The organism is Streptomyces sp. NBC_01506, assembly GCF_045040295.1.
Classification (GTDB): Bacteria; Actinomycetota; Actinomycetes; order Streptomycetales; family Streptomycetaceae; genus Streptomyces.
Genome location: NZ_CP109422.1, coordinates 6245866 through 6259102, shown reverse-complemented (window position 1 = coordinate 6259102; position 13237 = coordinate 6245866). Strand labels below are relative to the sequence as shown.

General features: G+C 71.0%; 11 protein-coding genes. 4 read left to right on the top strand and 7 right to left on the bottom strand.

Annotated elements, in window-relative coordinates:
- Positions 1-99: 99 nt before the first annotated feature.
- A complete protein-coding gene (locus OG329_RS27840) occupies positions 100-1302 on the top strand; it encodes an endonuclease/exonuclease/phosphatase family protein (RefSeq protein ID WP_405799029.1) in 1203 nt (400 codons plus the stop codon).
- Here the strand turns inward: OG329_RS27840 and OG329_RS27835 are convergent.
- Positions 1295-2185, bottom strand: coding sequence for a nitroreductase/quinone reductase family protein (locus OG329_RS27835; RefSeq protein WP_405799027.1), 891 nt, complete (start codon positions 2183-2185; stop codon positions 1295-1297). The two genes, OG329_RS27840 and OG329_RS27835, sit on opposite strands and share 8 nt — an antisense overlap.
- Before the next feature lie 94 nt (positions 2186-2279).
- On the opposite strand from OG329_RS27835, the gene OG329_RS27830 reads away from it, so the two are divergent.
- Positions 2280-2750, top strand: coding sequence for a MarR family winged helix-turn-helix transcriptional regulator (locus tag OG329_RS27830; protein ID WP_405799025.1), 471 nt, complete (start codon positions 2280-2282; stop codon positions 2748-2750).
- A gap of 15 nt (positions 2751-2765) precedes the next feature.
- On the opposite strand, the gene OG329_RS27825 is transcribed toward OG329_RS27830, so the two are convergent.
- Positions 2766-3545 carry an alpha/beta fold hydrolase gene (locus tag OG329_RS27825; RefSeq protein WP_405802055.1) on the bottom strand — a complete coding sequence of 260 codons (780 nt, stop codon included), beginning with the start codon at positions 3543-3545 and terminating at the stop codon, positions 2766-2768.
- Positions 3546-3660: 115 nt separating this feature from the next.
- Entirely contained in the window at positions 3661-5241 is a 1581-nt protein-coding gene (locus OG329_RS27820; protein WP_405799024.1) for a DUF445 domain-containing protein, read from the bottom strand.
- Between the two features lie 179 nt (positions 5242-5420).
- Between OG329_RS27820 and OG329_RS27815 the strand changes: the two genes are divergently transcribed.
- Positions 5421-6773, top strand: a complete 1353-nt coding sequence (locus tag OG329_RS27815) for an SGNH/GDSL hydrolase family protein (protein WP_405799022.1) — start codon at positions 5421-5423, stop codon at positions 6771-6773.
- A 95-nt stretch (positions 6774-6868) separates the two neighbouring features.
- On the opposite strand, the gene OG329_RS27810 is transcribed toward OG329_RS27815, so the two are convergent.
- From OG329_RS27810 to OG329_RS27795, 4 genes are all read right to left on the bottom strand, one after another.
- A complete protein-coding gene (locus OG329_RS27810) occupies positions 6869-7585 on the bottom strand; it encodes a DUF1707 domain-containing protein (RefSeq protein ID WP_405799020.1) in 717 nt (238 codons plus the stop codon).
- Between the two features lie 127 nt (positions 7586-7712).
- Complete coding sequence (locus OG329_RS27805) at positions 7713-8711, bottom strand: ATP-binding cassette domain-containing protein (RefSeq protein ID WP_405799019.1); 999 nt, start codon at positions 8709-8711, stop codon at positions 7713-7715.
- A gap of 65 nt (positions 8712-8776) precedes the next feature.
- The gene (locus tag OG329_RS27800) at positions 8777-9580 is read right to left on the bottom strand and encodes an ABC transporter permease (protein WP_405802054.1); all 804 of its coding nucleotides are present in this window, start codon (positions 9578-9580) and stop codon (positions 8777-8779) included.
- Between the two features lie 100 nt (positions 9581-9680).
- Positions 9681-10481, bottom strand: a complete 801-nt coding sequence (locus OG329_RS27795; RefSeq protein WP_405799017.1) for an ABC transporter permease — start codon at positions 10479-10481, stop codon at positions 9681-9683.
- A gap of 229 nt (positions 10482-10710) precedes the next feature.
- Here OG329_RS27795 and OG329_RS27790 point away from each other — a divergent pair, with 229 nt between their 5' ends.
- Complete coding sequence (locus OG329_RS27790) at positions 10711-13224, top strand: transglycosylase domain-containing protein (RefSeq protein WP_405799015.1); 2514 nt, start codon at positions 10711-10713, stop codon at positions 13222-13224.
- Positions 13225-13237 lie beyond the last annotated feature (13 nt).

Here is a 13237-nt window from a genome sequence, read left to right as displayed (position 1 = left end):
CCGTGTCAATGGCCCGATCACGCCTGGTGGTTGTGATCCGGACGGCCCTAACGTGCCAGGACCACAAGCACGCTGATCCGTACGTGGAACGGGGGATTCTTGAGACGCAAACGGAAGTTGGCGGCGGCACTGACAGCGGTGGCGGCCGTGATCGCGGCCGTGTTCGCGGCCGGTGCCGGTGCCGGTGCAGTTGAGGGTCCGGAGCTGGTGCCCACAGGGGCGGCCACCGCGGCGGCCACGAGTCTGAAGGTCATGGACTGGAACATCCAGGGCGGGAACAGCTCGGACGGGGACGCGAACTGGGACAGCATCGTGAACACGATCGCCGCCGAGGCCCCGGACATCGTCACCCTTCAGGAAGTGCACAACGACAAGGGCCACCTGGTCGACGGCCGTCCCGGAATCAACCAGTACCAGACCCTGCTCGACAGGTTCCCGCAGTACGAGGGGCACTTCGCCAGGAGCGACACCAACGCCTACGGAGGGTCGGCCGGGCAACTGATCCTCTCCAAGTACCCCATCAACGAGAAGGTCAGCTACACACTGCCGAACGACAACAGTGGTGCAGTCGACCGCAGCATGGGCGGCGTCAATGTCGGCGTCGCCGGCACGGCTGTGCGCGTCTACAGCACCCATCTGTCCGCCGGTGAGGGCGCGGCGGCCGTCGCCCGCCGCGAGGCGCAGGCCAGGTACATCCTCGGCAAGCTCCCCGCCGACAAGATGACCACCCCGATGCTGTTCACCGGGGACCTCAACGTGCGGCCGGACGCCGCCATCCGGTCCTGGATCGCCGGTGCCGGGTGGGTCGACACCTGGACGCAGGTCAATGCCAACACCGGTGCCGCCGTGGTCACCCACCCGGGCAGCGGCGACGACGCGCGTATCGACTACGTCTACGGCTCCGGCGCGATCGATGTGTCCGACGCCCGCACCCGCACCACGACGGCCTCCGACCACCGGCCTGTGGTGGCCGACGTGACCATCCACAGCCCGTCCGTCGCCAAGTCCGGAGCTGTGCTCGCGGGCGCGGACTCGCTGGCGGGCTCGGCCGACGTCGCGGTGTATTCGGACGCCGCCGCCAAGGTCCGGGTGTGCGACAACAAGGCGGACGGTTGGGGCGTACGGGCCTACGTCTACGGAAAGGCCGGCGGCCCTCTCGTCGTGACGGGCCACGACGGGGCGTACGCGGATCGCTGTGGAACGTTCAACGTCGCCCCGGGCACGACCACTTCGCCCGTTGTGAAGGTATGTCTGTACAAGGCGGGCGAGGAGAAGGACTGCAGGCAGAAGACGATCACCTAGGGACGTCTGCCGGACGCCCGTTCAGCGCGGGGAGCAGATGTTCCTCCTCGTACGTGAAGTGGTCGTCCAGGTCCTTCGCCAGGCGTTCCAGCTCCTGCCGCAGGGCGTCCGGCGAGGCCGGCGGCTCGTCGCGCAGCTTCGTCAGCGCCGCCGAGACCGCGCGGTGTTCCGCGCGCAGGCGCTCCAGCACCGGGGCCAGCTCCGGGAATTGCCGGTCGAAGGCGGAGAACGCGCCGTCCTCGGCCGTGTGGTGCATGCTCAGCGACTCGCAGAAGCTCAGGCAGTGGCGCAGCAGCCCCCCGTCGAGAGTGGCGGGGGTGGCGGGGGTGGCGGAGGTGGCGGGGGTGGCGCGCAGCGTTGCCAGCTCGGCTCGCAACTGGGCGTGGACTCGTACGAGTTCCTCCCCTATCGCCCGGTTCCGCGCCGGGTCCGTCAGATTCAGGGGGTGCAGGGCGATCACCGGGATCGTACGGTCGGTGCCCGCCTGGTACGCGGCGAAGCCCGGGTCCCGCGCGGCCTGGAGGGCGTACTGGTGATCGCGCTCCTCGCCCTGGAGCGGTTCGGCGCGGGCCGAGAACGTCATGACGCCGCCCTCCTCGGTGCCGATCTCGACGGTGACCCGGTTGTCGGCGAGCAGGTTGAAGTACCAGCCCGGATGCGCCGGGCCGCCCGCGTTGGAGGCGAAGACGAGGAGGCGTTCGCCGTCGCGCGCGTACGCGGCGGGGTTCGTGCGCCGCTTGCCGCTCCGCGCGCCCAGCGTCGTCAGCAGCACGAGCGGAGCGCCCTCGAACATGCCGCCCACCCGGCCGCCGTTCGCCCGGAACTCCTCGATGATCAGCCGGTTGAATTCCTGGATGTCCTGCCGCTGTTCGGGTTCGGTCATGGGGTGGCCCTCTCCGGATACTCTCGATCAGAAGACGTGTTTGCTTTATAAGCAAAGATGCTTTGGATTCAAAGCTATTGAGAGGGTGGTACGGATGTCAACCGACGGCCGACATGACGAGGAGGCCACCGGTCTCGGCGTCGAGGACGGAATCCGTACGTTGTTGCTGCTCATGCCCCGGATGGTCGGGCGCGTGAAGCGGATCAAAATCCCCGCGGAGCTGGAGGCGTTCTCCCTCGCCCCCCGCCATCTGTCGCTGTTCGCCTTCCTCCTCTTCGACGGCCCGATGACCGTCAACGCGCTCGCGGCACGGCTCGAGGTCGCCCCGGCGACGGTGAGCCTGATGGTCGGCGAGCTGAGCCGGCAGGGGATCCTGCGGCGCGAGGCCGACGACAGCGACCGGCGTCGCACGATCGTCAGCATCAGCGACGAGCACCGGCCCTCCATCGACAACTGGCTCGCGCGCGGCGCCGGGGCCTGGCGCAGGGCACTGGAGCCGCTGACACCCGAGCAGCGGCGGATGTTCGTCGACACCCTTGAGGCGTACGAGCAGGGGCTGGAGTAGACGCCCCCGGAGCGCCTAGCCGGGCGTCGGGGGCAGGAACTCCTCGATCAGCGCGTGCAGTTCGGCCGGTCTGTCCAGGTGTACGTCATGGCCCGCCCCCGCCACCACCTCGACCCGCGTCCCCGCCGGGCGGCGTACGCGCATCTCCTCGGCCTCCGACGCCGGCATGGCGCCCGACTCGCCCCGCACCACCAGCGTGGGGCAGCGCACCTGCTCCCACTCCCGCCAGAACGAGCGGACGGCGCTCTCCGCCACGCAGCCCACCATCACGTCCCGGTCGACGCGCGGATACAGACCGTCGGAACGGGCCTCCAGGCCCGCCGCCCAGGCCAGACCCGCCGGGCCGCCGCCGAAGAAGCGCGCCGCCGCGTCGGCCGACGCGAACGGGACCGGCCAGGAGTCCAGCCAGGTCCCGATCTTGCCGGGCAGTTCGGGGGCCGGGCCCCTCGGTCCGGCCTCCAGCAGGACCAGCGCGCGGACGAGTTCGGGGTGGGCGGCGGCGGTGAGCAGGGCCGTAAGTCCGCCGAGGGACTGGCCGATCAGGACGGGGCGGGTCAGGGCCAGTTCCTCGATGACGGCCACGGCGTCGCGTACGTGCGCCGCGCGCGAGACATCTTCAGGAAGACGGTCGCTCATGCCGTGGCCCCGCGCGTCGTAACCGATCAGGCGGTAGCCGGGGCCGAGGAGGCCCGCGAGTGCGTCCCACTCGGCCGTGTGGCCCGCGAGGCCGTGGAGCAGCAGGACGGGGACCGCGGATTGCGCGGCGGGCTCCGGTCCGTACGCCGTGCACGTCAGTCGTACGCCGTCGCCCGTCGTGATCGTCGTGACCGTGGTGATCGTTCGTTCCTCCTTCGCTGAACGCCTGCGTGGGTGAACCGGGCAGTCCCGGCGGACCGCCCGGCGGACCGGCTCACCCGGTCAGCGCGTGCGAGATCGTGTAGATCAACAGGCCCGCCAGCGCGCCCACCACCGTGCCGTTGATACGGATGAACTGGAGGTCGCGGCCGATGTGGGCCTCGATCTTCTTGGACGTGTGCTTGCCGTCCCAGCTCGCGACCGTCTCGGAGATCACGGAGGTGATCTCGCCCCGGTACGTCGTCACGACGTAGTCCGCCGCGTCCTCCACCCAGCCCTCCAGCTTCCGCTGGAGCCTGCCGTCCGTCGCCAGGCGGGCGCCGAGCGACAGGAGGGAGGCGCGGGCGCGCAGCCGCAGTTCGCTGCGGTCGTCCTCGGCCGCGGCGATGATCATCGCGCGTACGGAGGACCACGCCGAGGCGATGATGTCCTGCACCTCGGGGCGCGCCAGCAGGTCCGACTTGAGACGTTCGACGCGCGCCCGGGTCTCCGTGTCCGACTGGAGGTCGGAGGCGAAGTCGTTGAGGAAGCGGTCGATCGCGCCGCGCGCCGGGTGGGTCGGCATGTCGCGCATCTCCGTGACGAAGCGCAGCAGTTCCTTGTAAACGCGGTCGCCGATCCTGCGGTCGACGAAGCGCGGCGTCCAGCCGGGCGCGCCGCCCTGGACCGCGTCCATGACCGAATCGCCGTGCTCGACCAGCCAGTCGTGCGCGCGCGTGCAGATCAGGTCGACGGCGCGGTGGTGGGCGCCGTCCTCCACGACGCGCTCCAGCATCTTCCCTATGCCGGGGGCGATCTCCGCGGCGTCCGCGCGGCGGGTGATCGCCTCGCCGACCACCGCCTGGACGTCGCCGTCCCGCAGGACGGTCAGCGCGCCGCGCAGGGCCGTGGCCAGTTCGGCGGTGACGCGGTCGGCGTGGGCGGGCTCGGCGAGCCAGGCGCCGAGCCGGCCGCCGATGCCCAGCCCGCGCAGCCGCTTCCGTACGACGTCGGAGGAGAGGAAGTTCTCTCCTACGAACGAGCCCAGCGACGCGCCGAGTTGGTCCTTCTTGTTCGGGATGATCGCGGTGTGCGGAATCCGCAGGCCGAGCGGGTGACGGAACAGCGCCGTGACGGCGAACCAGTCCGCGAGCGCGCCCACCATGCCGGCCTCGGCCGCCGCCGCGACGTAGCCGGGCCAACCGGTGACGCCCGAATTCTCGGCCCAGGTGGCGAGGACGTAGACGACCGCGACAAAGAGCAGCAGGCCGGTCGCGGTGGTCTTCATACGGCGGACGCCGCGCTGCTTCTCCTCGTCGGCGGCGGTGAAGCCGAGGGCTCCGCGCGCGGAGAACGGCGAGGGCTTGCCGGGGCCGGAACCGGGACCGGAGCCCGCACCGGAGCCCCCTCCGGAGCCCGAGCCCGAGCCCGCACCAGAGCCCGCTCCAGCACCGGCGCCAGCACCCGTTCGTGAGCCCTGCTCGGGCTCCGGACGGGCGGTGAGGGCCGTCGCCGACCTGCCGGGGCGGCCGGCGTCACCCGCCGCCGAGTCCGTACGTGACACATCGGCCCCGGGCACGAGCCCGTCGGGCACGGACCCACCCGCACCCCTCACTCCGTCCGGATCAGCCGGATCAGCCGGATCGCGTCGTTCCATTCAGTCCACCCATCCGCGTACATACCGCCGTGCCACCGAGCCCTGCCCTGCCTGCCCTACCGTCCCGCACCCCGCCCGTACGCATTGTCCCTACCTCTGGTACTCCCGGGGCGCATCCCGAGTTCCCGCGGCATGCCGGATGATGTCCTTTGTACGTAGGTGAGGGAGACACGGGGGACATGACCAGACAACGGGGATTCGCCCTGCTCGCGGGCCTTCTGGCGGTCGTGGCGCTGGTGTGCGCCACGATATTCGCCGGGGTCGGCGCGCTGGGCGGCGCCGGTCGCAGCGACACGGGCAGCAGTGCCCAGGCCGCCGGATCGGGGAGTGGAGCGGCGGGCGGGCGCGGCCGTACGTCCGTGGGGTCCGCGGCGCCCGCGTCCGCCGACGCGTGGATCGGGACCTGGGCCGCCGCGCCGGCCGGGGTCGAGCCCGGCGTACCCCACGGCCACGTCGGGCGTTCCATCCGTAACGTCGTGCACACCAGCATCGGCGGCACCGCCGCCCGCATCACCCTCTCCAACCTCTTCAGCCACGAGGCCCTGCTCATCGGCCGCGCCTCGATCGCCGTCGCCGCCGCGAACCACGAGGAGAACGCCGCGGCCGCCGCCGGCACCCTGCGGGCCGTCACCTTCAGTAAGAGGACGTCCGTGGTGATCCCGCCGGGCGGGCGCGTCGTCAGCGATCCCGTACGGCTCCAGGTGCCGCCCGACACCGACCTGCTGGTGAGCGTCCACACGCCCGAGCCCGGCGGCCCGGTCACGTACCACCCGCGCGCCCTGCGGACCTCGTACACGGCCCCGGGGGACCGTACGCGGGACGTCAGCGGCGCCGCGTACACCGACCGCGCCCCGGTCTGGCGTTATCTGACCGCCGTCGACGTGCTCAACCGGCAGGCGCGGGGTTCGGTCGTCGTCATCGGCGACTCGATCACGGACGGCATCGGCTCCTCCTACGACGCCGACCACCGCTGGACCGACACACTGGCCGACCGGGTGCGCGGCAGCGGTCTGGGGGTGCTCAACGCGGGCATCAGCGGCAACCGTCTGCTGCGACAGAGCCTTGCCGTAGGCAAGGGGCCGAGCGGCGTCTCCCGCTTCGGGCGCGACGTCCTGGGGCAGGCGGGGCCCGAGGTCGTCTTCGTCGAGCTGGGCATCAACGACATCATCCGCCGGCCGAACGAGACCGACCCGGACCGGATCACCGCCGGTCTGAAGGCCCTCACCCGGCAGGCGCACGCCCGGGGGCTGCGGGTCGTCGGCTCGACGCTCACGCCCTTCGGCAGCAACTCGCGCCACACCGACGAGCTGGAAGCCGTACGGGACCGGGTCAACGACGCCATCCGGTCGGGCGACGTCTTCGACCGGACCGTCGACTTCGACCGGTTGCTGCGCGACCCGTACGCCCCCGACCGGCTGCGTCCCCATTACGACTCGGGCGACGGTCTGCATCCGAGCGACGCCGGTTACGAGGCCATGGGGCGCTTCGTCGAGCTGGAAGACCTGGTCGGCGAGAAGCCCGCCCAGCTCTGAGCGCGCGGGCCGCAGGGGCGCCGGGCCGCCGGGCCGCCGGGCCGCCGGCTCAGCCGACCACCCCTCCCCCGGTCCCCCGGTCACTCGGCGAAGCGTCAGTCCAGCTCCTTGCGGAACCTGTCTTTCTCCCTACGGAGCCGGTCCTTCTCCTCCAGTTCCGCCTTCTTGCGCTCCTCTTTAAGACGACGCTTGTCCGCCGCCCTCATCTTGCGCTCCACACCCACGCCGCCCATCATCACGAACCCCGTGATGATCACCCGCGGCGATCCGGGACTCACGTCGACCGCCTCGCCGTCCTCACCGAAGCCACCCATCAGACCGAAGCCGCGCACCGTGACATCCATGTCCGGCGGTACGACGACATGGATGCCGCCCATCAGCGCGAAGCAGCGGATGACCACGTCCCGCTGCTCGAACCGCGCCTCGCGCAGGTCGATCTCACCGCCTGCCTGGATGGTGCCTCCGGTGAAGGACGGGCCCACGGTCCAGGTGCCCTTGCGGCTGAAACCTCCCCAGAAGGCGAAGCCGAACTTCGATGTCGCGCGGCTCTGCCCGATCCGGGAGCCCCAACGGCCCCCGACAGCGGAGGAGTCGGAGATCGACGGTGCGAGGTCCGCGGTCGTACCGGGGGCGGGCAGATCGCGCACCAGGGGCTGCAACTCCCCATGCGTACGGGCTCGGTACGCCGCGTCGAGACGGGTGTCGAACTCCGCCATGTCGATGCGCCCCTCGGCCACGGCCTCCCGCAGCAGTTCGGCGACGCGCTCGCGCTCGGAGTCGGAAGCGCGCATCTCAGGAAGTTCACTCGTCATGTTGTCAGCCTAGTCAAAGGTGAGTCGGACGTCACAGCGCTGGGCCGCAGACCCTCCAGGCTCCCGCGCGCACGGCGCCGCGTCCCCGCGCGCACGGCGCCGCACGCACGGCGCCGCGTCCCCGCGCTCACAGCGTCGATCGCTCCGCAGGCTCCGGGACCTTCCCCCTGGAGAGCATCTTCGCGATCACGGACTCGATGTCCGGCTCCCGCACCGACAGGTCCATCAGCGGATACTCCGCCGCGATCCGCGCCACCAGGGGCGCCGCCGACTCCGCCGCCGGGAAGGCCAGCCACTGCCGCGGCCCGTCCACCTTCACCACCCGCGCCCCCGGCAGCTCGACCGGCGGCAGCTCGCGTTCGAGGTCGACAACCAGGGTCCGCTCGCTCTCGCCCACCTCGTGCAGCCCGGCCAGCGCCCCGTCGTACATCAGCCGGCCGTGGTCGATGACCATGACCCGCTCGCAGAGCTGCTCGATGTCGGTGAGGTCGTGCGTGGTCAGCACCACCGTCGTACGGCGCTCGGCGTTCAGATCGCGCAGGAATTCGCGGACCCGGGCCTTGGAGATCACGTCCAGGCCGATCGTCGGCTCGTCCAGATACAGCACCTCGGGGTCGTGCAGCAGCGCCGCCGCGATGTCGCCGCGCATCCGCTGGCCGAGTGAGAGCTGCCGTACGGGGACCTCCAACAGCTCGCTCAGTTCGAGCAGTTCGACGCAGCGCTCCAGATTCTCCCGGTACCGTTTGTCCGGGATGCGGTACATACGGTGCACCAGTCGGTACGAGTCGATCAGCGGCAGGTCCCACCACAGGGTCGTGCGCTGGCCGAACACCACACCGATACGGCGCGCCAGCTTCGTACGCTCCCGCGACGGGTCGATCCCGGCGACGCGCAGCCGGCCCGCGCTCGGCGTCAGGATGCCGGTGAGCATCTTGATGGTGGTGGACTTGCCGGCGCCGTTGGGGCCGATGTAGCCGACCATCTCGCCGCGCGCCACTCGGAAGGTGATGCCGTCGACCGCGCGCACCTGCTGCTTCTCGCGGCGCAGCAGGCCCGCCCTGCGACGGACGTCGAAGACCTTCTCGATGCCGTCCAGTTCGATGAGGCCGGAGCCGTCCGAATCCATGTCGTGTCCCTTTCCGGTGTCCCTCTCCAGTCCGCGGTGCGGCTCTGTCCGTGGCCCTGACTTCCCTAACTTCCCGTGCTGCGGTACATGCGCAGCCCCACCCGCCACGCCAGCCCCGCCACCACGCAGAACCCCACCGCCACCAGCGGCGGCAGGAACGCCACCCAGTCCGGCAGCCCCAGCGGATCCTCGCGGTCCATCACGTACAGCGCGGGCATCCAGTTGACGAAGGCGAGCGGCACCACGAACGTCACCCCGCGCACCAGGTCCGTCGCGAAGACCGTGGGCGGGTACTGGAGCAGAGTGGTACCGCCGTACGTGAAGGAGTTCTGCACCTCGGCGGCGTCCTGCGCCCAGAACTGGAACGCCGCGCCCGCCACGAACACCGCCGCGAAGATCACCGCGCCGCTGAGCAGCATCATCGGGATCATCGCCACCTTCAGCGGCGTCCAGGCGATGTCGAGCGACGTCAGCGCGTATCCGAGCACGAGTACGCCCTGGGTGATCCGGCCGAGGCGCCGCAGCGCGAACCGGTCGGCCGCGACCTGCGCGAGCACCGGCACCGGGCGGACCAGCAGCGTGTCCAGAGTGCCGTCCCTGACCCGGCGGCCCAGCCTGTCCGTCGAGCCCATGACCAGGTCGGCGAGGCCGAAGGACGTACCGGCGGCGCCGTACAGGAAGGCGACCTCGGGCAGCGAGTAGCCGCCCAGTCGGTCGACGTGGGAGAACATCAGCAGGATCGCGATGAAGTCGAACGCGGTCACCGCGAAGTTGCCGAAGGCCGTCATGGCGAACGACGCGCGGTAGGTCATCGTCGACCGGATCCACATGGCCGCGATCAGGCCGTACGCGCGCAGCCCCTCCCACAGAGGCGAGCGGGACCACTCCCCGGCGACCGCGACCGCGACCGGGCCCCCGCCGCCGGCCGTTTCGCCGGCCGTTTCGTCGGCCACATCCGTACTCAGCTCGTCAGCCACCCTGCACCACCACCCGTCGCGTCGCCACGGACTGGAGCAGCCGCCCGAGCGCCAGCAGCGCCAGCGCCCAGCCCGCCTGGAAGGCGAACGCCCCCAGCAGCCCCCACCCGGTGTGACGGCCGAGGAAGACGTCCGCCGGGACCTGGAGCAGCGACGACCACGGCAGCGCCCTCGCGACCTCGCCGAGCAGACCGGGAAAGAGCGTCAGCGGCAGCAGCATCCCGGAGAAGAACAGCCCCATCAGGAAGGCGATCTGGCCCACGCCCGCGCCGTCCAGCAGCCAGAAGGCCGACAGGGCGACCAGGAAGCGCAGGGCGAAGCTGACCACGACTCCCAGGAACACGGAGAAGAGGAAAGCGAGCCAGATCAGCGGATCGCCGGGCAGCGCCAGATCGAAGGCGAGCGCGCCGAGCGCCATCGGTACGATCCCGCGCCCCATCAGATGGAACGCGGCGCGCCCCAAGTCGGAAGCCATCCACCACAGTTGGAGATCCACCGGCCGGTAGAGGTCGATCGCGACGTCGCCGGTGCGGATGCGCTCCATCAGCTCGTTTTCGAAGCCGCCGCCCATCATGGCGCAGGTCATCAGCAGCGCCTGGCCGAGCCATACGTAGGTGAGGGCCTGCGAGAGGTCGTAGCCGCCGAGCTGGGGCCGCTGGTCCCACAGGGCCGTGTAGGTGTACGCCATGATGAAGCCGAAGACGGTGTTGGTGAACACCCCGGCTGCCGTGGCGATCCGGTACGTCGCATAGCGGCGAAAGCCACCCGCCGCGACGACCGCGTACAGACGCACGTCAGCACTCCCCCTCGGCCCCGTTACGTGTGGTCTCCCGGCGCCGTTTCCGCTGTACGGCACCAAAGCGCACGAGCCTAGCCCAGGGGGGTCAGCCACCGCGAGCGGTTATCCGGTCGGCGGCCCGGCACCGGTTCGAGCGTGTTTCATGGTGCCTCAGACGAATCACCCGTAACACCCATCTAGCTCGTACCGCCCCATATGACCCGGCCGAGGAGCCTCCGCACACATGAGCGACGCGCAGCAGCAGGGCTGGGCCCCGCGCGACCCGACGGACCACGGCTCCGGATCCGACACCGGCTCCGACACCGGCTCCGGGCCCGGCGCGAAAACCGGTCGCCAGGGCGGCAAGGGCCCCAAGGGCCGCAAGGAGCGCAAAGGCCGCCGCAAGCGCACCGGTTGGCGCCGGGCCCTGCCCACCTGGCGGATGCTGCTCGGCGCCTTCCTGATCTGCGCGTTCCTCCTCATCGGCGGCTTCATCACCGGCTACACCCTCGTCAAGATCCCGGCCGCCAACGTCGCGGCCGTCGCCCAGTCCAACGTGTATCTGTACGAGGACGGCAGCCAGCTCGCACGCGACGGCGAGGTCAACCGCGAGAACGTGCCCCTCTCCCAGATCCCGCCGCACGTGCGCCGCGCCGTACTGGCCGCCGAGGACCGGGACTTCTACAACGAACCCGCCATCGACCCCCAGGGCATGATCCGCGCCGCCTGGAACACCATGACCGGCAAGGGCACCCAGGGCGGCTCCACAATCACCCAGCAGTACGTCAAGAACTACTACCTCGCCCAGGAACAGACCGTCGTCCGCAAGTCGAAGGAGTTCTTCATCTCGATCAAGCTCGACCGCGAGGTGAGCAAGACGCAGATCCTCGAGGGCTATCTCAACACCAGCTACTTCGGGCGCAACGCGTACGGCATCCAGGCCGCCGCACAGGCCTACTACAGCAAGGACATCCAGGACGTCGACCTCGCGGAGGGCGCCTTCCTGGCCGCGCTGCTCAACGCGCCCAGCGCGTACGACGTGGCCACGCACCCGGAGAACAGGCCGCAGGCGCAGGGACGTTGGGAGTACGTCCTGAACGGAATGGTCACCGAGAAGTGGCTCTCCCCCGCCGACCGGGCCGCCCTGGCCTTCCCGGTGCCCGGCAAGGCCAAGCCGTCCACCGGCCTGTCGGGGCAGCGCGGCTACATCGTCCAGGCGGTCGAGGACTACCTCACCAAGAACAAGATCATTGACGACAGCACCCTCGCCACCGGCGGCTACCGGATCACCACCACGCTCCAGCGGCCCAAACAGAACGCCCTGGTCGACGCCGTGAACGACCAGGTGATGTCGAAGGTCGACGACACACGCGCGGCCGACCGCAACGTACGGGTCGGCGGCGTCTCCATCGACCCCGCCACCGGCGGCGTCGTCGCCATGTACGGCGGCGTCGACTACACCCGGCAGTACGTCAACAACGCGACCCGCCGCGACTATCAAGTCGGCTCCACCTTCAAGCCGTTCGTGTTCGCCGCCGCCGTCGAGAACGACTCGCGGACGCAGGACGGCGAACAGATCACCCCCAACACCGTCTACGACGGCACCAACAAGCGCATGGTGGAAGGCCCCAACGGGTCCACCGGCTACGACCCCGCCAACGAGGACGACGTCTCCTACGGCCCCGTCACCGTCAGCGAGGCCACCGACAAGTCCATCAACGCCGTGTACGCGCAGATGGCGCAGGACGTCGGGCCCACACAGGTACGCGCCACGGCCGTCGACCTGGGCATCCCCGACGACACCCCCGACCTCACCGCGTCGCCGTCCATCGCGCTCGGGCCGGCCACGGCGAGCGTGCTCGACATGACGGAGGCGTACGCGACACTCGCCAACCACGGCGCGCACGGCACGTACACGATGGTCACGAAGATCACGAAGGACGGCGCGACCGTCGAACTGCCGCGCGGCCGACCGGGACAGGCCGTCAGCCGCCAGGCCGCCGACACCACCACGGCGATCCTCCAGAGCGTCGTGGAGGGCGGCACGGGCACGGCGGCCCAGTCCGCGAACCGACCGGCGGCCGGCAAGACGGGCACGGCGGAGGACGACAAGGCGGCCTGGTTCGCCGGCTACACGCCCGACCTCGCGACCGTCGTCGCGATCATGGGCGCCGACCCCAAGACGGCGCAGCAGCGGCCGCTGTACGGCGCGCTCGGTCTGGCGCGCGTCAACGGCGGCGGGCCGCCCGCGCAGATCTGGGGCCGGTACACGGCGGCGGCGCTGGAAGGCACCGACGCCACCGGGTTCGAACTGGTCCTGGAGGACGGCGTGGAGGACATCTCCCCACCGCCGGACGGCGAGTCCGGCCGGCCCGAACGGTCCTCGTCACCGGGGCAGTCGCGGAGCCCCGGCGCATCGGGACAGCCCGACGCGCCGGGCCGCAGCTCGGGACAGAGCGCGGGCGCGGCGCAGGGGCGCGGCGAAGGCGCCACCACCGGCGGGAGTCAGGGACAGACGCAGGGCCAGACACCGGGACAGACCGGCGGCGGCGGTACGGACGGGGGCCAGGGCGACGGCGGGACGCAGGGCCAGAGCCAGGGGCAGGGGCAGACGAACGGACTGACCGACGGACTCCTCGGAGCCGGCGGCGGAGGTGGTGGAGGTGGCGGCGACGGAGGCGGGGGTGGCGGCGCAGGCGGTACGGCGGACGGGGGTACGGGCAACGGCGCGCCCCGCACCCCACATCCGCCGCAGTGACACCGCTCGGCGG

Coding starts and splice junctions, on each gene's coding strand:
- OG329_RS27805 (WP_405799019.1), bottom strand. CDS start 8,711: ATGGATTCGGACGGCTCCGGCCTCATCGAACTGGACGGCATCGAGAAG.
- OG329_RS27815 (WP_405799022.1), top strand. CDS start 5,421: ATGACCAGACAACGGGGATTCGCCCTGCTCGCGGGCCTTCTGGCGGTC.
- OG329_RS27820 (WP_405799024.1), bottom strand. CDS start 5,241: ATGGAACGACGCGATCCGGCTGATCCGGCTGATCCGGACGGAGTGAGG.
- OG329_RS27835 (WP_405799027.1), bottom strand. CDS start 2,185: ATGACCGAACCCGAACAGCGGCAGGACATCCAGGAATTCAACCGGCTG.
- OG329_RS27790 (WP_405799015.1), top strand. CDS start 10,711: ATGAGCGACGCGCAGCAGCAGGGCTGGGCCCCGCGCGACCCGACGGAC.
- OG329_RS27830 (WP_405799025.1), top strand. CDS start 2,280: ATGTCAACCGACGGCCGACATGACGAGGAGGCCACCGGTCTCGGCGTC.
- OG329_RS27810 (WP_405799020.1), bottom strand. CDS start 7,585: ATGACGAGTGAACTTCCTGAGATGCGCGCTTCCGACTCCGAGCGCGAG.